Below are 18,147 nucleotides of genomic sequence, written 5' to 3' on the forward strand. Positions count from 1 at the left end.
CGTGTCGCTGACCCGACCACGCCACCCGTTCCCCACTCTCGGGAGACACGCATGTCCACACACGCTCCACTGAAGTTCGCCTACTGGGTGCCCAACGTCAGCGGTGGGCTCGTCACGAGCAAAATCGAGCAGCGCACCGACTGGGGATACGACTACAACAAGCACCTTGCCCGGCTCGCCGAGGACAACGGCTTCGAGTACGCCCTCTCCCAGGTGCGCTACATCGCCAGCTACGGCGCCGCCTACCAGCACGAGTCCACGAGCTTCTCGCCGAGCAGGTCGACGAGGTCAATGCGCACGCCGCCGACGCGAGCCGGGCGGGCGCCGTCCGGTTCGGGCTCAACGCCTTCCTCATCGCGCGTGACACGGAGCGCGAGGCCCGCGAGACGCTCCGCGAGATCATCGCCACGGCGGACGTCGAGGCCGTGGAGGGCTTCCGTAGCGCCGTGCAGCAGGCGGGTGCCTCCACCGCCGACAGGCGCGGCATGTGGGCCGACTCGGCGTTCGAGGACCTCGTCCAGTACAACGACGGCTTCCGAAGCCGGCTCATCGGCACCCCGGAGCAGATCGCCGACCGCGCGGTCGAGTACAAGCGGCGGGGCACGAACCTGCTGTTGCTCGGCTTCCTGCACTACCACGAGGAGGTCGAGTACTTCGGCCGCCACGTGCTCCCGATCATTCGGGAGAAGGAGGCGGAACTCGCCGCCCGCGACGAGCCGCTCGTCCCTGCGCGGTGGGCTGACCAGGCGGCGCCATATCGACTACGCCCTCGTCGGGACGACGTCCTGTCGCCGCCCACGTTCCGACCCGCCGTGCCGGCCGCCCGTCACCCGCTCCGGATGCCGGTGACGCCGACCCGGACACCGGACGCTCCCCGCCCGTCACATCGACGGGCGGGCGGCGGGCACGGCGGCGGTCGGGTGTTCAGCCATCCCCGCCTCAGCACGCGACCGCGCGGATGATCAGGCGGGCGCGAATGCCCGCAGGAACGTGTCGACGGTTGCACGGGCGACCTCGCGCAGCTCCGGCTCGGGCACCCGGCGCGTCCCGAACCGGGTGCGCCCGTCCATCCCGCCGGTCAGCAGGCTGCCGAACTGCTCCGCGGCGAGGGTGGGGTCGTCGACTCGGAGGTGTCCCGCGACGGACAGCGCGAGCAGCCGGTCGGCCAGCGACTGGTTGACGCGGGCCGCGGCCCGGCCGAGGAAGACGTCGACCAGGTCGGGCATCTGCGTGACCTCGGCCATCACGAGCCTGCGCAACGTCCACGACCGCTCGTCGGTGAAGCAGACGAGCAGCTTGAGCGCGACGTCCTCCAGCGCGCCGCGGACGTCCGCGTGAGCTCCCTCAGGCGACGGCCTCGACGAGCGCGCGGAGGCCGACGAACCGGGTGTGCCTGCGCAGCGCGAAGCCCAGCGACTCGTACAGCCGGATCGCGTGCACGTTCGTCGCCGCGGCGTGCAGCAGCGGGGTCTCGCCGCGCTCCCGGATCCCGGCGGCGACGGCCAGCACGAGCCGGGTGGCCAGCCCGTGCCTGCGGAACCGCTCGTCGGTGCAGACGGCGCTGATCTCGGTCCAGCCGGGCGGGTGCAGCCGCTCGCCCGCCATCGCGACGAGCTCGCCGTCGCGCCGGATGCCGAGGTAGGTGCCCATCTCGATGGTGCGGGGCAGGAACGGTCCCGGACGGGTGCGCTCCACGAGGGCGAGCATCTCCGGCACGTCGGCGGGACCGAGGACCACTGCGTCGGGGTCCGGCTCGGCCGCGACACCGGTGTCGACGAGCTGGACCGCCGCGATGTCGGCGAGCACCTCCCAGCCCGGCGGTGGCTCGACGCTCGGAGCCGACACGGCCGCCGTCGCGCCGGGGCCGACCAGCGCGGCCAGATCCATCCACGCGTCGAGGCCCGGCTCGTCGGGCAGCGCCGTGAACGGGCACACGTCGGGCGGATAACGCACGACCGACTCGTGTCGCACCGCGAAGCGCGCGTGGGGGCCGAGGAGCGAGGCGCGGATCGGGTTGTCGAGAACGTGCTGCTCGCTCACGGGCGGGGTCCTCCAGAAGGGGTGAGCGAACCGGAACCGATCACCACAGTACTTGTCGTCACGGTGCAACCGTGGTTACATCTCCCGGTGCCGAATGGCTCGAGCGATGCGGGGGAGTGGGTGCTGCTCTGCTACCGGGTGCCTCGGGAGCCGTCCACGCCGCGGATCGCGATCTGGCGGAGGCTGAAGCGGCTGGGTGTGGCGCAGGTCGGCGACGGCGTGGTCGCGCTCCCGGCCGACGCGCGTACCCGCGAGCAGTTGGAGTGGGTGGCCGAGGACGTGGTGCAGGCCGGCGGGTCGGCGATGCTGTGGACGGCGAGGCCGGAGACGGTCGCGGACGAGCGTCGGCTCGCCGGGCAGATGGCCGCCGCGCGGGCCGCCGAGTACGCCCACGTCCGCGACCAGGCCGAGGCCGGCGGCGGGGTCGCGGCGCTGCGGCGGCTGCGCGGTGAGCTCAGGCGCATCGAGCGACGGGACTTCTTCCCGCCCGCAGAGCGCACGGCCGCCCGGGCGGCCGTCGAGGCACTCGCCGCGCGTGGCGGTGCGCTGACGGAGCAGGCGTGAGGTGGGCGACGCGCCGCGGGGTGCACATCGACCGCGCGGCGTCGGCTTGGCTCATCCGGCGGTTCGTCGACCCGGACGCCGAGTTCGTGTTCGTGGGCGACCGCAGCGAGGTGCCCGGCGACGCCACCCCGTTCGACATGCGCGGGGTGGAGCTGGGCCACCAGCCCGGCCCCACCGGGCAGGACTGCACGTTCGAGACGATCCTGCGCCGCTACGACCTGACCGACCCGGTGCTGTGGAAGCTCGCCGAGGTCGTGCACGAGGCCGACCTTGAGGACGACCGGTTCGACGCCCCCGAGGCGGCGGGGCTGGACGCCGTGCTGCGCGGGTTGTCGATGACCAGCGGCGACGCCGCCGTGCTCGCCGTCACCGGGCCGCTGTTCGACGGTCTCTACGAGTACTTCCGGCGGGCCGTGCTGCTCGGCCGGCCGCCGACGTGACCCAGGAGCGACGATGACGGCTGACGAGCGGGCCACGGCGGATGTCGTGCCCTTCCGGTCCGCGACGCGGGCGTGGTTCGCGATCTCCCTGCAGACCTTCGGCGGACCCGCAGGCCAGATCGCCGTCATGCAGCGCGCATTGGTCGACGACCGCCGGTGGATCAGCCAGCGCCGGTTCCTGCACGCGCTGAACTACTGCATGCTGCTGCCCGGCCCGGAGGCCCACCAGCTCGCGATCTACGTGGGATGGTTGCTGAACGGGCTGCGCGGCGGGCTGGTCGCCGGAGTGCTGTTCGTGCTGCCCGGCATGGTCGCCCTGCTGGCCCTCTCGGCGATCTACGTCGCGTTCGGGGACGCCACCGCCGTCGCCGCGCTGTTCACCGGCCTCGGCGCGGCCGTCGTCGCGATCGTCGCCCAGGCGGTGGTGCGGGTGGCGGGCCGGGCGTTGCGGCACCCCGTGCTCATCGCGATCGCCGTCGCGGCCTTCGTCGCGCTGGCGGTGTTCGGGATCCCGTTCCCGGTGGTGATCGCGGCCGCGGCGCTGATCGGGTGGTGGGCGGCGCGCCGGGTTCCCGGGTTCCACCGCTCCCAGCACGCTGAGGAGGCCGCCGACGGGCCGGAGCCGCTGATCGCCGACGAGGCGCTGCACGCCGAGTCACCATCCACCACGCGCACGCTGCGCGCGCTCGCGATCGGCCTGGTCGTCTGGACCGCGCCGATCGCGCTGGCCGCCCTCGTGCTCGGGACGGCGAGCATCTTCACCGCGCAGGGGCTCTTCTTCGCCGGCACCGCCCTCGTCACGTTCGGCGGGGCGTACGCGGTACTCGCCTTCGTCGCCCAGCAGGCCGTGCAGACCTTCGGCTGGATCACCGCGGGTGACATGGTCCGCGGTCTCGCGCTGGCCGAGACCACCCCGGGACCGTTGATCATGGTGGTGCAGTTCGTCGCCTTCCTCGGCGCGTACGCCGATCCCGGCCCGCTCTCGCCGTGGACGGCGGGTGTCGTCGCGTCACTGCTGGTGACGTGGGTGACGTTCGTGCCGAGTTTCCTGTTCATCTTCCTCGGCGCCCCCTACATCGAGCGGTTGCGCGGCAACACGGCGATCGCGGGCGCGCTGGCCGGCATCACCGCCGCGGTCGTCGGGGTGATCGCGAACCTCGGCGTCTACTTCGCGGAGAGCACGCTGTTCGCGACGGTGCACGCCGGTCCGCTCGCGCTCCAGGTGCCCGAACTCGCGACCCTGCGCCCGGTCCCGCTCGTCATCGCACTCGCCGCGGCCGGGCTGATCTTCCTCGCCCGCTGGCCCGTACTGCGCGTCCTCGGGATCAGTGCGGCACTCGGCCTCGCGGCCGGTCTCGTCGGTCTGCCCGTGGGCTGACCCGGACCAGCTGCGTGACGGCGCACGGGAAGACGGTTACCTCCGCATGCCGGCCGTGGCGCGCCACCAGCCACTTCTCGGTCTGCTCCCACGTGTCGAAGAGCGGGACGGCGTCCCGATCGGGATCGGGCAGGTCACCCGGGGAGACGCCCGGGGCGAAGAACGCGAGCTCGCACTCACCCGGCGGTCGCGGCAGCCGTCCGCCGAACCGCATGCCCGGACCGAACAGGGAGTGGAAGCCGGGGCCCTCGCTGGCGGCGCTCGCCATCACCACCGAGCCGCCGGGTCGGACGAGCGGCTCCGGCGCGCTCTGCAGCGGCGTGAACGCCGCCGCGTACTGCAGGAACTCGTTGTCCTTCGGGTAGCTCGACAGGACGCAGATGTCGGCGCCTGCCGGTGCGGCGGTGTCGTACACCCTGGCCGCGATCTCCACCCCTGCGCGGTGGGCGGCGACGAGGTCGCCCGCGACGACACCGGCGATCCCGCGCCTGCTCGTGGTGACCGTGTTGAGGATGAAGTCGACGCCGACGTGCCGGGCCGCCTCCTCGGCGTCGCGGCGGGCGACGGTCTCGGCGGTGCCGACGGTCTCGCCCGCCACGGGCACCCCGGTGTGGAACGCGGTCGCGGCGTGGATGCTCGACACCGCGGGCAGGACCATCTTGGCGCCACCGGAGAACCCGGCCACGGGGTGCGGCACGATCGATCCGACGAGGATGCGCAGGTCGGCGGCGAGGAACAGGTCGTTGACCTCGATGGGGGTGCCCCGGCTCGTCGTGCCCACGCGGGTGCACCCGGCCCAGGAGAAGTGGTTGCGTACCCGGCAGGTGCGCAGCGCCCGAGCCCCGAGCTTCTTCTCCAGATCGGCGCGCATGAGGGTGCGGTGGTTCGCCACGCCGACGAGGACGCGCACGTCCTGGGGATCGATCCCGGCCGCCGCGAGCTCGTCGAGCACCACGGGGAGCAGCCGGTCGCCGCGCGTGGGGCGGGACAGGTCGTCGATCACGATGCAGGGCGCCCGCTTGCCCCTCGCGAGCTCCCGCAGCGGCGGCGTGCCGATCGGGTTCCGCACCGCCGCGACGATCGCGCCGTCCCCGAGGTCAGGGCCGTCCGCGGGCGGGCACGTGCGCACCGACCAGCCGTCGGGGAAGGTCAGCTCGAGATCGCGGTCGTCGAACCAGGCCGACCAGCGGATCGCGGCCGTCGTGGCGGTCACGATGCCTCGCCGCGCTCGTGAGCCATGCCACCGACCGACGAGCGGCCCGTTCGTCGGATAGGTTCCGACGAACGCGCCGTTGGTCGGAACGCCGCCCCGGCCTTGCCGGTGGCGAGCTCCCGCAGCACGGCATCGCGTATCGCGGATCGCATCACCTGGCCGGTGGCAGGGGTGCGGGGGATTGCCGTTGTCGGCACCACACGGCGTGGGTGCTTGTAGCCCGAGAGGCCCGTCAGCCCGGCGCGCAGCGCGGCGACATCCGGCACGTCGGCACCGGGCTCGGGAACGATGACCGCGCACACGACCTCGCCCCAGCGCTCGTCCGGCAGCCCGATCACGGCCACGTCCGCGATCCCGGGCAGCGTGCGCAGCGCCGCCTCGACCTCGGCGGGCCCCACGGTCTCGCCCCCGGAGCGGATCACCTCGCGCTTGCGGCCGGTGATGTGGACGAACCCGTCGTCGTCGCGGACGCCGAGGTCGCCGGAGTGGTACCAGCCGTCGCGGACGGCGGCCGCGGTCTCCGCGGGCAGGCGCAGGTAGGAGCTCATGAGCGTCGGGCCGCGGAAGAGGATCTCGCCGTCGGGGGCGATCCTCAGCACGCCGGGGGAGATGGGGCGCCCGACGCTGCCGCGCTTCGCGTCGAGGTGCCAGTGCCGCAGCGCGGTCATCGGGCCCGCCTCGCTGCTGCCGTACAGCACGGTGGTCGTGGCGCCGGGCGCGCGTCTGCGCAGCCGCTCGACCAGGTCGTCGGCGACGCGGGACGTTCCGGTGTCGGCGTGCCGCAGGCAACCCAGGTCGCCGGGCGCGGCGAGCACCCGCTCCCACACCGCGGGGATGCAGTACATCGCGGTGGGCCGGTGCCGGGCGACTGCGGCGAGCAGGTGCTCCGCGTCGGCGCGGCGGACGAGGTGGACGGCGGTGCGGTGCAGCCACGCCTCGACCACGTAGTGCCAGCCGCCGTAGTGGTGGAGCGGGAAGCTGGACAGCACACCACCGTCGCCGCGGATCGCGCCCGCGAAGGTGCCGGAGCCCGGCGCCGAGCGCAGCCAGGTGGCGCGGTGGCTCACCAGCACGCCCTTCGGCCGGCCCGTGCTCCCGCTGGTGAGGTAGAGGATGTGCGGGTCGCAGTCGCGGACATCCACGGCGACGGGGGAGTGCGAGGCGCCGCGACCGAGCTCGTCCAGCATGGCGACCGGCCGGCCCGTGTCGTGGGCGGCATCGCGGCGCGGCCCGTCCGCCACCACGAGCCGCGGGTCCACGTAGTCCAGTACGTCGGCGGCCTCGGCCGTCTCCAGCTGCGGTGAGATCGGCGCGAAGACCGCGCCGAGCCGCGCGCAGGCCACCATCCCCGCGAGCGACCGCAGCGAGCCGCCGGTCCACCAGGCGACGAGGTCACCCCGCCGGACGCCCTGGCCGTGGAGCGTGTGCGCGACGCGGTTCGCCTCGTCGTCGAGGTGGGAGAACGAGACGACCTCGTCGCCGAGGGTGGCGGCCGTGGCTCGCGGGGCGATGGCCGCCGCGTCCGCCACCGTGTCGCCGATCAGCAGGTCCACTGGCCGCCCTCCTCGTCCACGTTGACCCCGGCGACAGTTTGAATTAATAATCCAAACGTGACAAGCGCTTGCTTGGGAGAGGTGCAGGTCCTCCTGATCGGCATCGGGGGCCAGGGCATCCAGCTGATCGGCAAGACGCTCGCCCTCGCCGCGACGAACGAGGGGCGGCACGCGATGCTCGCCGCGGACTACGGCGGCGAGATGCGCGGCGGCCCCTCGAACGCCTCCGTCGTGATCGGTGACGAGCCGCTGCGCTCGCTGCCGATCCTGCCGAGCGCGGGCGCCGCGATCGTGGCCAGCCACAAGTTCACCGGTCCCGTCCCGGAGCGGCTGCGCCCCGGCGGGCTGCTACTGGTCAACTCCTCGATCGTCGACGGATCGGTGGGCCGGGCCACCCACCGCGTGGTGGAGGTGCCGGCCACATCGATGGCCGCCGAGCTCGGGGCTCCGCAGGCGGGCGGTTTCGTGCTGCTCGGGGCGTTCAACCGGCTGACCGGTCTGGTGACGCACGACGGGCTGGTCGGGGCGATGACCTCGTTGCTGCCGCCCTACCGCGCCCAGCACGCCGCGAAGAACGCCGAGGCACTCGCTGCGGGGGCGGCAGCGGTGGCCGAGCAGGCGGTGGCGTCATGAGCCTGCAACTCCTAGAAGGCGCTACCGCGATCGGGGAGTCGGCGATCCTCGCAGGCTGCCGGTTCTTCGCCGGCTATCCCATGTCGCCGTTCACGCCGCTGCTCGAGCACATGTCCCGCGCGCTGCCCGCGGCCGGGGGCGTGTGCATCAACGCCGAGAGCGAGATCGAGGGCGTGAACATGGCGCTCGGCGCAGGCGCCACCGGCGCGCGGGCTGCTACCGGCTCGTGCGGGCAGGGCATCGCGCTCATGCAGGAGGCCATCGCAGAGGCCGCGCTGAACGAGACGCCGATGGTCGTGTTCAACATGGCCCGCAATCAGCAGGACTACTTCCAGGCCACCCGGGGCGGCGGCTGGGGCGACTACCGCACGATCACGCTCGCGCCCAAGGACGTCCCGGAGGCCGTCGAGCACACCCAGCTGCTGTTCCACCTCTCGCAGCTCTACCGGGCGCCGACGATGCTCTACGGCGATCCGCTGCTCGCCCAGACCCGGGTCGGCGTCCAACTGCGGAAGATCGACTTCGGCGCGCTGCCGGCCCAGGACTGGGCGCTCGACGGCACCCGCGGCGGCACCGGCAGCTCGCGCCAGATCTGGACGTGGGCCATGGGCAAGGCCACCGACCCCGGCCTCGGTCCGGACGGGCACTGGCGGCAGGTCGCCACCAAGTTCGACTGGATCGCCGAGGTCGAGCAGCGCAGCGAGAGCCGCTACGCCGACGATTGCGACACGCTCGTCGTCTCGTTCGGGTCGGCGGCCAAGTTCGTCGAGTACGTCGTCGAGGAACTGCGCGCGGAGGGCCACCGGGTCGGCTGGTTCCGGCCGATCACGCTGTGGCCGTTCCCCGGACCCGCGCTCGCGACGGCCACCCGCGGTGCCCGGCGCGTGCTCGTGTTCGAGCTCAACGCGGGTCAGATGATCGACGACGTCCGCCAGCACGCCCACGACCGGGACACCATCCGGTTCATCGGTGGGGTGAGCATCCACGAGTCGGGCCTGTCGTTCGGCCCGCTGCTCGACGCGCCGGAGATCCGCGCCCGGATCACGAGGAGCATGTGATGACCCAGGACCTCGAGCTCGTCCCGACCGACCGGCCGCCGGACGGCGCGCGCAAGGTGGCGGACTTCCGCCCGTCGCTGATGCTCGGCGAGCACTCGCTGTGCCCGGGCTGCGGCGAGCCGGTCGCCCTGCGGATCTTGCTGGAGACGCTGCAGGACCTCGGCATCGTCCAGCGTTCGATCGGCGTCGTGGGGCACGGCTGCTACGGCAGCTTCGTGCGGATCATGGACGTCGACGTGCTGCAGTGCCTGCACGGGCGGGCCCCGTCGTGTGCCACGGGGATCAAGCGGATGCGCCCCGAGGCTGCTGTCTTCACGATGCAGGGCGACGGGGACATGGTGAACGAGGGACTGCAGGAGGTCCTGCACACGGCGGCGCGCGGGGAGGACGTCACCGCGATCCTGCTCAACAACGGGGTGTTCGGCGACACCGGCGGCCAGCAGACCGCCACCACCGTGCTCGGCCAGCGCACCAAGACCAGCATCGAGGGCCGCGACGCCGGGCGGCACGGCCACCCCATCCCGGTCGCGGACCTCGTCGCGCGGCTCGACGGGGTCGCCTACGTCGCGCGCGGCGCCGTCGGCACCGCAGGGTCCGTCGCCCGGACCAAGCGGATGATCCGCACCGCCTTCGAGAGCCAGCTCGCGGGCGAGGGCTTCAGCCTCGTCGAGATCCTCACGATGTGCCCCACCGGCTGGTTCGTGGGCGCGCCGCAGGGGCCGGACTACATGGCCGAGTCGATGGAACAGGTCTATCCGCTCGGCGAGCTGCGATCCCGGAAGGGGGCGGCGTGATGGCAGGCCTGACCCCGGCCGAGGCGCGGTCCCGCCTGGTCCGGATCAAGACGAGCGACGCGGTCGCCGATCACATCCTCGACCTGCTGTTCGCGGGCGAGCTGCGTGCGGGCGACCGCATCGACATCGACGGCATGGCGGAGGGGCTCGGCGTGAGCCGGGCACCGGTCCGCGAGGCGCTGGTGATGCTCGAGCGCGACGGGCTGGTGGAGATCCGCTACCACCGCGGCGCGTTCGTCGCGGGCTTCGACGCCACCGCGGTGCGCGAGAGCTTCGAGCTGTACGCGCTGCTCAGCGCGCTCACCAGCAGGCGGGTCGCGGCCCGGCGGGACGAGGCGGTGCTGGCGGGGCTCCGCGCGGCGATCGCGGACGTCGAGGCGGCGGGGAGCGTCGAGGAGTTCGAGGAGCGGGCGCGCGAGTACCGCAGGCTCGTGAACGTCGCGGTCGCGGGGAGCAGGTTGCGGGCGGTGCTGCGGACCTTCGGCGGCCTCGTCCCCGCTGCGTCCCGGCTGTCGATGCCCCGTTCGCTCGACGACGAGCGCAGGCTGCTGCGCGCCGAGCACGAGGCCATCGAGCGCGGCGACCCGGACGCCGCGGCGGCGGCCGTCGTCGACCACATCGGGATGCTGGGCGAGCTCGCGGTGCATACCCTGCGGCAGCGGGGTGTGATCGGCGACGAGGACAGCGGGGGAGCGCCCCGTTCCGACGCGCTCCGTGCTCTTGCGGCGCTGGAGGGGCGATGAGGGAGTCCAGGGGCACGGTCGTCATCGATATTGAGCGCTGTAAGGGCTGCGAGCTGTGCATCAGCGCGTGCCCGCCGAACGTGCTCCTGATGTCCGGCGAGGTCAACGAGACCGGCTACCGCTACCCGCTGCTGCAGCAAGGCTGCACGGGTTGCACCGCCTGCCAGATGGTCTGCCCGGACCAGGTCTTCGAGGTCTACCGGTTGGGGGTTCGGTGAGAGCCAGGACGTTCCTCGCGGTCAACCTCGGCAACGCGCTCGAGTGGTACGACTGGGCGATCTTCGCCATCTTCGCCGTGTACTTCGCCGACGACTTCTTCGACGCGGGCAGCAGCGTCTCCAACCTGCTCTCGACCCTCGCCGTGTTCGCCGCTGGCTTCGTGATGCGCCCGCTGGGCGGCGTCGTGTTCGGCCGGATCGCCGACCGCCGCGGGCGGGGCTTCGTCCTCGTGCTGACGATGTCGCTCGTCGCGGCGTGCAGCATCCTGCTGGCGATCAGCCCCACTTACGCCCAGGTCGGACTGCTGGCCTCCGGGTGGCTCTTCCTCTCCCGGTGCGTGCAGGGCTTCGCGCACGGTGGCGAGCTCGGCGGCTCGTACACCTACATCGCCGAGGTGGCCCGCCCGCACAACCGGGGCTTGTGGGGCAGCACGATCGTCATGTCCACCGTGGCCGGCACCGTGCTCGCCACGCTCGTGGGCGCGCTGCTGCGGGCCGGGCTGCCGCAGGAGCAGATGGCGAGCTGGGGATGGCGGATCCCGTTCGTGATCGGTGGGTTGCTGGGGCTGCTCGCGCTGTGGATGCGCCGGAACCTGCGCGAGCCGGAGGTATTCGCGGCCCAGCCACCCGACCACACGGGTCCGTCGCTCTGGGAGCAGCGCGGCTCCCTGCTGAGGGTCGTCGCGATCGTCGCGGGCACCACGCTGTTCAACTACGTCTGGTCGGTGAGCGCCCCCGCGTATGCCATCAGCTTCCACGGTGTGGACGACGCCGCGGCGCTGTGGGTGGGCGTGGTCGCGAACGTCGTGTTCATGGCGGCGCTCCCGGCGGCCGCGATCGTGTCCGAGCGGTTCGGTCGCCGATTCAACCTGGTCGTCTGGGGTGTCGGCGTCGCCGTGCTGGCGTTCCCGCTCTCGGCGCTGCTCGGCCCGAGCCCGGCGAGCCTGCTGCTCGCGATGTGCCTCGCGCTGGTGCTGCAGTCGCTGGGTGCGAGCATCCAGGTGGCCTGGTTCGCCGAGCTGTTCACCACCCGGTCCCGCGCCACCGGCGTGGGGCTGGCGGTGTCGGTCTCGGCGGCGCTGTTCGGCGGCACGGCGCCCTACCTCAACGCGTGGCTCACCGCGCGCGGCACCCCCGGCTACTTCACGGCGTACACGATCGTCCTGGCGCTGGTGTGCGTAGCGGCGGCAGCGCTGACCCCGGAGACGAGGGGCACGGACCTAGGCACCGATTCCGACGAACGGCGCGTTCGTTGGAACCTATCCGACGAACGCGCCGCTCGTCGGAAGGGGATCGGGGCCTGAGCGCGGTGAGCCGGGTCGCCGTCGTGGGGGTCGGCGCGGTGGGGGCCGTGACGGCTGCGGCTCTGGAGGAGGCCGGCCGTCACGAGGTGCTGCTCTGCGTTCGGCGGCCTCGCCCTGCTCCGACCGTCCGGTGGGAGGAGGGCGGCCGCCACCGCCTGCGGGCGCCGCTCCTGACCGACCCCGCACAGGCGGGCGGGCCCGTCGATCTCGTGGTGCTGGCGGTGAAGGCGCACCAGACCGCGGGTGCCTCGGCCTGGCTGCGGCGGCTGCGCACGGACGGCACCCCGGTTCTGGTGCTGCAGAACGGCGTGGAGCACGCCGAGCGGCTCTCCGGAGTGGTCCCGGCCGACCACGTGGTGCCCGGCATCGTGTGGTGCACCGCCGAGGCGATCACGGACGACGACGTCGTGGTCCGCGCAGGCGACCAGCGGATCGAGGTGCCCGCCGCGGACGGGATCGGGGCCTCGTTCGCCGGGTCGTTCCTGCGGATCGAACCGGTCGCCGACTTCACCACCGCGATGTGGGTCAAGCTCGTCTACAACGCGGTGGTCGCGGTCGAGGCCCTCACCGGCCGCCGCGCCGAGGTGTTCTCCGATCCGGGGATCCGCCGGCTCGCCCGCGACCTCGCCGCCGAGTGCGCCGCCGTCGCGCGGGCGGCGGGGGCGGTGCTGCCCGACGGTTTCGCCGACGAGGTCGTCGACCACCTGGCGGCGCTCCCGCCCGACCACGGGACCTCGATCCTCTACGACCGGCAAGCGGGCAGGCCCCTCGAATGGGATGCCCGCAACGGCGTGATCACCCGGATCGGCGCAAGCCACGGCGTCCCCACACCGATCAGCGACGTGCTGGTGCCACTACTGGCGGCGGCGAGCGCCCCTGGTGTCGCGGATCCGCTCGACCGTGCACATCGCGCGGCGACGGTGCACACGGCAGGACGTGTGCACGGTGGTCCGGAGGTGTGCACCGCCTAGACGTGTCACTGGGTGACCGTCCAGCCGCCGTCCACCGGCACCAGCGCGCCGTTGACGTAGCTCGCCAGCGGGGAGAGCAGGAAGAGCACCACCCACGCGATCTCGTCGGGACGGGCCATCCGGTGCAGCGGCACCCGCCCGAGCACCCGCTGCCCGACGTCGCCAGGAGCGAAGCCGGCGAGGCGCGGGGTGTCGGTCATGCCGGGCGCCACAGCGTTGCTGCGCACGTCGTCGCTGCGGTAGGCGGCGAGATGCCGGGTCCACCCCGCGATGGCCGACTTGGACGCGCAGTACCAGTCGGACGCGGTGCCGATCACGTTGCCGGCCACCGACGCGATGTTGACCAGCGAGGCGCCCTCGGGGGCGCCGGGGGTGAGCCAGCTGTCGACCATCCGCCGCATGCTCCCCACTGAGACGACGAGCGCCTCGTCGAAGTCCAGCTCGACCGCGGACGACGGGCCTGCGTTGTTCACCAGGTGCCGGACGACACCGAGCTCGCGGCTGCGCACGAACCCGGCCTCGACGTGCTCGGGCACGGTCACGTCCGCTGTGACCGCGAGGGCCCGCCCACCTGCCTTCTCGATCTCGGTCGCGGTGTCGGCGACGGTCGCGCCGTCGCGGTCCCACGCGGCGACGGTGAGTCCCAGCTCCGCGGCGTGCACGGCGGTGGCCCGGCCGATGCCGCTGCCGGCGCCCGTGACGACCACGACGTCGCCCGGTGTGAACCCGAACCGCGGTGCACTCATGCGTTCTCCTAGACCCCGTAGCCGCCGTCGACGTCGAGCTTCTGCCCCGTGATGAACCCCGCCCGGTCGGAGGCGAGGAAGACGACGGCCTCCGCCACGTCGATCGCGGATCCGAACCGGCGCAGGGGGATGTTGCCCCTCGCGGCCGCGAGCGCCCGCTCGTCGAGCTCGCCGGAGCCGATCAGCCGCGCGGCCATCCCGTCGGTCAGCATGCCGGGGCCCACGCAGTTGAACCGGACGCCGTACCGTCCCTCCTCCGCGGCGAACGCCCGCACGAGCGCCTCCACCGCGCCCTTCGTGCCTGCCGACAGGCCGTCGCGCACCGGGTACCTGCTGGTCGCCGCGGTCGTGACGGCCACGACCGAACCGCGGGATGCACGCAGCGCGGGCAGCGCCGCGAACGCGAGGTTGTAGAAGGCGGCGGCCTCCTGTTCCAGATGGGTGGCGTACCGCGCGGGCGGCACAGTCGACAGGTGTGCCATCGGGACGTGCGGGCCCGCCGCGTGCACCAAGGTGTGGATCTCGCCGAACCGCTCCCGCACCGAGGCGATGTGATCGGCCGTTGCGGCCGCGTCGGTGAGATCCACCCGCCCGGCGACGGCGTCGGGCCCGAGCTCGGCGACGATGGCATCCGCGGCGCCGGCGTTCGCGCGGTAGGTCAGCGCGACCGTGGCCCCGCGCGCGGAGAGCAGCTGGCAGACCGCCGCGCCGATGCCGCCGGTTCCGCCCGTCACGACGGCGGCTCCCGGGCGGGAAGCGAAGTCCGGCACCGAAGCAACGTAAGGGCCTGCGAAGACGCGCGTCAACCAAGCGCTTGCTTGCGAAAGGCGCCTGTGGTTGTCTGGCGCCGTGACGGCGTTGTGCACGGGACGGTCGGTGATCGTTACCGGCGCCGGGCAGGGGCTGGGGCGCGCTCACGCGCTCGAGTTCGCCCGCCACGGCGCCCGGCTGGTGCTGGGCGACGTGAGCCCTGCCGTCGAGGAGCTGGCCGCGGAGATCCGGGCCGACGGCCGCGAGGCCGTGGCGAGCGTCGGTGACGTGTCCGACTGGGCGTACGCGGCTGGGTTGATCGACACCGCGGTGCGCGCCCACGGCCGGCTGGACACGCTGGTGAACAACGCCGGGATCAACCGCGATCGCATGCTGGTCACCATGTCCGAGGAGGAATGGGACCTGGTGCTGCGGGTCGACCTCAAGGGCCACTTCGCGCCGTTGCAGCACGCCGCCGCCCACTGGCGCGTGCGGTCGAAGGCCGGCGAGCAGGTCACGGCGTGCGTCGTGAACACCTCGTCCGGCGCCGGGCTGATGGGCAGCGTCGGGCAGGGCAACTACGCGGCGGCGAAGGCGGGCGTCGCGGCGCTCACCCAGGTCGCCGCCGTCGAGCTCGCCCGCTACGGCGTCGTCGTCAACGCGATCGCCCCGTCCGCGCGCACCGCGATGACGGAGCAGGTTTTCGGCGAGGCGATGAAGAAGCCCGACACCGGGTTCGACGCGATGGACCCGGCCAACGTCTCGCCGCTGGTCGTGTGGCTCGGCAGCGCCGCGGCCGCGGGCGTGACGGGCCGGATGTTCGAGGTCGCGGGCGGCGAGATCTCCCTCGCCGACGGATGGCGCCACGGGAAGCCGGTCACGCGGGACTCGCGGTGGCCCGCCGAGGAGCTCGGCCCCGTGATCGCGGGCCTCGTCGCGCGGGCCGAGCCTCCGACACCCGTCTACGGAGCCTGATGATCGAGGAGAAGGAGTTCCGCGCCGAGGTGCGGAACTGGCTCGCCGAGAACCTGCGCGGCGAGTTCGCCGCGGTGGTCGGCACCGGAGGCCCGGGCAACGAGCACGAGGCACTCGAACTGCGCCGGGCGTGGGAGCGCAGGCTCGGCGAGGGCCGCTGGATCGGCCTCGGCTGGCCGGTGGAGAAGGGCGGCCGAGGCGCCAGCCTCGTCCAGCAGGTCGTCTTCCACGAGGAGTACGCCCGCGCGGGCGGGCCGGGGCGCCTGGGGCACATGAGCGAGCAGCTGCTCGGCCCCACCCTGCTGGAATTCGGCACACCCGAGCAGCAGGAGCGGTTCCTGCCCGGCATCCTGCGCGGCGAGGTGCTGTGGTGCCAGGGCTACTCGGAGCCGGGCGCCGGGTCCGACCTCGCCGGGGTGCAGACGCGCGCCGTCCGCAGCGGGGACCGGTACGTCATCACCGGGCAGAAGGTGTGGACATCGCTCGCCCACATCGCCGACTGGTGCTTCGTCCTTGCCCGCACCGACCCGGGCTCGACCCGCCACCGCGGGCTCTCGTACCTGCTGGTGCCGATGGACCAGCCCGGCATCGAGGTCCGCCCCATCCAGCAGATCACCGGTACGTCCGAGTTCAACGAGGTGTTCTTCGATGGCGCGGTCACCGGCGTCGAGAACCGCGTCGGCGACGAGGGCGACGGGTGGCGCGTCGCGATGGGCACGCTCGCCTTCGAACGCGGCGTGGCCACACTCGGGCAGCAGATCGGGTTCGAGCGCGAGCTGGACGCCGTGGTCGCGGCGGCCCGCGATACAGGCGCCCTCGACGACCCGGCCCTGCACGCCCGGATCGTCGATGCGTGGATCGGCCTGAAGGTCATGCGCTACACCGCGCTCCGCACGCTGAGCTCGGCAGACGCCGGCCGCGGCCTCGAGGCCTCGATCTCCAAGCTGCAGTGGGCCACGTGGCACCGCGACCTCGGCGAGCTGGCCGTGGACGTGGCGGGTCCTGCCGGCCTCCTCGTCGACGGTGCCCCCTACGGGCTGACCGATGCCCAGCGCCTTTTCCTGTTCACCCGCGCCGACACGATCTACGGCGGGTCGAACGAGGTGCAGCGCACCATCATCGCCGAGCGGATGCTGGGGCTGCCGCGATGATCGCTCCGGCCCGGGACGCCGAGCGGCAGGACATGCGCCGCACGGTGGCGGCCTTCCTCGACCGGCACGCCGGATCGGCGCGGGTGCGGGAGGTGATGGCCGGCGAGCCCGGGCACGACGTCGAACTGTGGCGCCGCGGCGCCGCCGAGCTGGGCCTCACCGCGGTGCTGGTGCCCGAACGCTGCGGCGGGCTCGGCCTGGACTTCACCGACGGCGCAGCGGTGCTCGAGGAGTTCGGCCGCCGCGTGGTCCCGACACCGCTCCCCACCACGCTGGCCGCGACGGCCGTGCTCGCCCGGTGCGGCACGGCCGCCGCGGACCGGCTGCTCACCCGGATCGCCGAGGACGCCGTGTCGGTCTCGGTGGCGGTGGCCGAACCCGCGGCCGGGTGGGGGATCGAGGCGCCGACAACCGAGGCGACGACGACCGCGACCCGGGCCGGAGAGCGCTGGGAACTGCGCGGCGCGAAGGCGTACGTGCCCCACGGGGCGGCCGTCGACGTGCTGCTGGTCGTGGCCCGCGAGGGCGTCCTCGCCGTGGAGGCGGACCAGCCGGGCGTGGTGCGCCGCGGCCGCGTCACGCTCGACCAGACCCGGCGGCTCGCCGACGTCGAGCTGAACGGCGCGGTGGCGACGCCGCTGCCCGGCGCCGACGCGCAGCTGCTCGTCGACCTCTGCCTGGTGGCGCTCGCCGTCGAGTCGGCGGCCGCCGCGTCCGCCTGCCTCGATATGACCGTGGAATACCTGAAGGTCCGCCACCAGTTCGGCCGCCCGCTGGGCTCGTTCCAGGCGCTCAAGCACCGCTGCGCCGACTTGGCCGTTCAGGTGGAGGGAGCGGCCTCGACCGCCTGGTACGCCGCGGCGGCGGTCGCGTCCGGTTCCGACGAGCTGCCGGTCGTGGCCCCGCTCGCCAAGCTGGTTTGCGCCGACACGCTGATGGCGGTGGCCGCCGAGGCAATCCAGATGCACGGGGGTATCGGGTTCACCTTCGAGCACGACGCGCACCTCTACCTCAAGCGCGGCAAGGCCGACCAGCAGCTGTACGGGTCCAGCTCCCAGTTGCGGCGGCGTCTGGCACGGCAGGCGGTGTGTGACGACCGCGGCTGATGCCGGTGCCCACGAGATGGACGGCCGATCGGCGTGGCGCTTGTCCGCTGTCGCGGGACTGGTCAGACTCGGGGACGTGAGCGAGCACCCGGTGAACCTGCGACTCGACGACTCCGGATTGGCGGCCGAGCTCCCCCGACCCGACAACCCGCAGGACCAGATTCACGATGTGCCCTTCCGCCCCGTCCAGTTCCGCGACGACGACCTGCCGACCGCGCTCGAACGGGCCGCAGATTGGTTGCGGCGCACGCAGCAGTGGCTGGGCGAGCCGGTAGACGTGATCGCCATCCACCTCGACTACGACGACCAGGCCGGATCCCCGTACTACGAGGTCAAGCTGCTCTGCAACGACGAGGACCTGGCGGGCGCGCCGGTAGCGATGCGAGCGGCCCGCCGATCGGGCACCTGATCCGATTCCCGGTGGTCGAGTAGGGCCGGTGCCCCGGCGCCGGCCCGTATCGAGACCACCACCCACGAGGGGCCATCGCGTCTCCGGTCCCGACAGGCGCA

Annotated in this window: 20 protein-coding genes and 1 pseudogene; 15 read left to right on the forward strand and 6 right to left on the reverse strand. The window is 73.1% G+C overall.

The window, feature by feature from the left end:
* Positions 1-51: 51 nt before the first annotated feature.
* Positions 52-722: pseudogene (locus tag K1T35_RS19605) on the forward strand (LLM class flavin-dependent oxidoreductase); the annotation flags it as partial.
* A gap of 240 nt (positions 723-962) precedes the next feature.
* On the opposite strand, the gene K1T35_RS19610 reads toward K1T35_RS19605, so the two are convergent.
* Positions 963-1,316 (reverse strand): TetR/AcrR family transcriptional regulator C-terminal domain-containing protein, encoded by a 354-nt coding sequence (locus K1T35_RS19610; protein ID WP_304940862.1) that lies wholly within the window; start codon positions 1,314-1,316, stop codon positions 963-965.
* A 28-nt stretch (positions 1,317-1,344) separates the two neighbouring features.
* The gene (locus K1T35_RS19615) at positions 1,345-2,040 is read right to left on the reverse strand and encodes a GNAT family N-acetyltransferase (protein WP_220261568.1); all 696 of its coding nucleotides are present in this window, start codon (positions 2,038-2,040) and stop codon (positions 1,345-1,347) included.
* 87 nt (positions 2,041-2,127) lie between these two features.
* Between K1T35_RS19615 and K1T35_RS19620 the strand changes: the two genes are divergently transcribed.
* From K1T35_RS19620 to chrA, 3 genes are read left to right on the forward strand one after another with little or no spacing between them, the layout of a single operon-like run.
* Positions 2,128-2,604, forward strand: a complete 477-nt coding sequence (locus K1T35_RS19620; protein WP_255622296.1) for a Chromate resistance protein ChrB — start codon at positions 2,128-2,130, stop codon at positions 2,602-2,604.
* Positions 2,601-3,044, forward strand: a complete 444-nt coding sequence (locus tag K1T35_RS19625; RefSeq protein WP_220261569.1) for a chromate resistance protein ChrB domain-containing protein — start codon at positions 2,601-2,603, stop codon at positions 3,042-3,044. Before K1T35_RS19620 ends, K1T35_RS19625 begins: the two co-directional genes overlap by 4 nt.
* 13 nt (positions 3,045-3,057) lie before the next feature.
* Positions 3,058-4,422: a chromate efflux transporter gene (chrA, locus tag K1T35_RS19630; protein ID WP_220261570.1), complete on the forward strand. Its 1,365-nt coding sequence runs from the start codon at positions 3,058-3,060 to the stop codon at positions 4,420-4,422.
* Here chrA and K1T35_RS19635 read toward each other — a convergent pair.
* Positions 4,370-5,635 carry a lactate racemase domain-containing protein gene (locus K1T35_RS19635; protein ID WP_220261571.1) on the reverse strand — a complete coding sequence of 422 codons (1,266 nt, stop codon included), beginning with the start codon at positions 5,633-5,635 and terminating at the stop codon, positions 4,370-4,372. The two genes, chrA and K1T35_RS19635, sit on opposite strands and share 53 nt — an antisense overlap.
* Complete coding sequence (locus K1T35_RS19640; protein ID WP_220261572.1) at positions 5,632-7,188, reverse strand: class I adenylate-forming enzyme family protein; 1,557 nt, start codon at positions 7,186-7,188, stop codon at positions 5,632-5,634. Before K1T35_RS19640 ends, K1T35_RS19635 begins: the two co-directional genes overlap by 4 nt.
* Before the next feature lie 81 nt (positions 7,189-7,269).
* On the opposite strand from K1T35_RS19640, the gene K1T35_RS19645 reads away from it, so the two are divergent.
* From K1T35_RS19645 to K1T35_RS19675, 7 genes are read left to right on the forward strand one after another with little or no spacing between them, the layout of a single operon-like run.
* Positions 7,270-7,821 carry a 2-oxoacid:acceptor oxidoreductase family protein gene (locus tag K1T35_RS19645; protein WP_255622299.1) on the forward strand — a complete coding sequence of 184 codons (552 nt, stop codon included), beginning with the start codon at positions 7,270-7,272 and terminating at the stop codon, positions 7,819-7,821.
* Positions 7,818-8,879, forward strand: a complete 1,062-nt coding sequence (locus K1T35_RS19650; RefSeq protein ID WP_220261574.1) for a hypothetical protein — start codon at positions 7,818-7,820, stop codon at positions 8,877-8,879. Before K1T35_RS19645 ends, K1T35_RS19650 begins: the two co-directional genes overlap by 4 nt.
* Complete coding sequence (locus K1T35_RS19655) at positions 8,879-9,673, forward strand: thiamine pyrophosphate-dependent enzyme (RefSeq protein WP_220261575.1); 795 nt, start codon at positions 8,879-8,881, stop codon at positions 9,671-9,673. The genes K1T35_RS19650 and K1T35_RS19655 overlap by 1 nt, the downstream gene beginning before the upstream one ends.
* Positions 9,673-10,416 (forward strand): GntR family transcriptional regulator, encoded by a 744-nt coding sequence (locus K1T35_RS19660; protein WP_255622612.1) that lies wholly within the window; start codon positions 9,673-9,675, stop codon positions 10,414-10,416. The genes K1T35_RS19655 and K1T35_RS19660 overlap by 1 nt, the downstream gene beginning before the upstream one ends.
* Positions 10,413-10,634 carry a ferredoxin family protein gene (locus tag K1T35_RS19665; RefSeq protein ID WP_220261577.1) on the forward strand — a complete coding sequence of 74 codons (222 nt, stop codon included), beginning with the start codon at positions 10,413-10,415 and terminating at the stop codon, positions 10,632-10,634. Before K1T35_RS19660 ends, K1T35_RS19665 begins: the two co-directional genes overlap by 4 nt.
* Entirely contained in the window at positions 10,631-11,938 is a 1,308-nt protein-coding gene (locus K1T35_RS19670; RefSeq protein WP_255622302.1) for an MFS transporter, read from the forward strand. The genes K1T35_RS19665 and K1T35_RS19670 overlap by 4 nt, the downstream gene beginning before the upstream one ends.
* Positions 11,939-11,961: 23 nt before the next feature.
* Positions 11,962-12,909, forward strand: coding sequence for a 2-dehydropantoate 2-reductase (locus K1T35_RS19675; RefSeq protein WP_304940863.1), 948 nt, complete (start codon positions 11,962-11,964; stop codon positions 12,907-12,909).
* 5 nt (positions 12,910-12,914) lie between these two features.
* On the opposite strand, the gene K1T35_RS19680 is transcribed toward K1T35_RS19675, so the two are convergent.
* Both K1T35_RS19680 and K1T35_RS19685 read right to left on the reverse strand, forming a co-directional pair.
* Complete coding sequence (locus K1T35_RS19680) at positions 12,915-13,655, reverse strand: SDR family NAD(P)-dependent oxidoreductase (RefSeq protein WP_220261579.1); 741 nt, start codon at positions 13,653-13,655, stop codon at positions 12,915-12,917.
* 8 nt (positions 13,656-13,663) lie between these two features.
* Entirely contained in the window at positions 13,664-14,425 is a 762-nt protein-coding gene (locus K1T35_RS19685) for an SDR family NAD(P)-dependent oxidoreductase (RefSeq protein ID WP_220261580.1), read from the reverse strand.
* Positions 14,426-14,504: 79 nt separating this feature from the next.
* Here K1T35_RS19685 and K1T35_RS19690 point away from each other — a divergent pair, with 79 nt between their 5' ends.
* From K1T35_RS19690 to K1T35_RS19705, 4 genes are all read left to right on the forward strand, one after another.
* Positions 14,505-15,380, forward strand: coding sequence for an SDR family oxidoreductase (locus tag K1T35_RS19690; RefSeq protein ID WP_220261581.1), 876 nt, complete (start codon positions 14,505-14,507; stop codon positions 15,378-15,380).
* Between the two features lie 2 nt (positions 15,381-15,382).
* Positions 15,383-16,531, forward strand: a complete 1,149-nt coding sequence (locus K1T35_RS19695; RefSeq protein ID WP_220262713.1) for an acyl-CoA dehydrogenase family protein — start codon at positions 15,383-15,385, stop codon at positions 16,529-16,531.
* Positions 16,528-17,637 carry an acyl-CoA dehydrogenase family protein gene (locus K1T35_RS19700; RefSeq protein WP_220261582.1) on the forward strand — a complete coding sequence of 370 codons (1,110 nt, stop codon included), beginning with the start codon at positions 16,528-16,530 and terminating at the stop codon, positions 17,635-17,637. Before K1T35_RS19695 ends, K1T35_RS19700 begins: the two co-directional genes overlap by 4 nt.
* A gap of 76 nt (positions 17,638-17,713) precedes the next feature.
* The gene (locus K1T35_RS19705) at positions 17,714-18,046 is read left to right on the forward strand and encodes a hypothetical protein (protein ID WP_220261583.1); all 333 of its coding nucleotides are present in this window, start codon (positions 17,714-17,716) and stop codon (positions 18,044-18,046) included.
* Positions 18,047-18,147 lie beyond the last annotated feature (101 nt).

This window comes from Pseudonocardia sp. DSM 110487, assembly GCF_019468565.1.
Taxonomy (GTDB): Bacteria; Actinomycetota; Actinomycetes; order Mycobacteriales; family Pseudonocardiaceae; genus Pseudonocardia.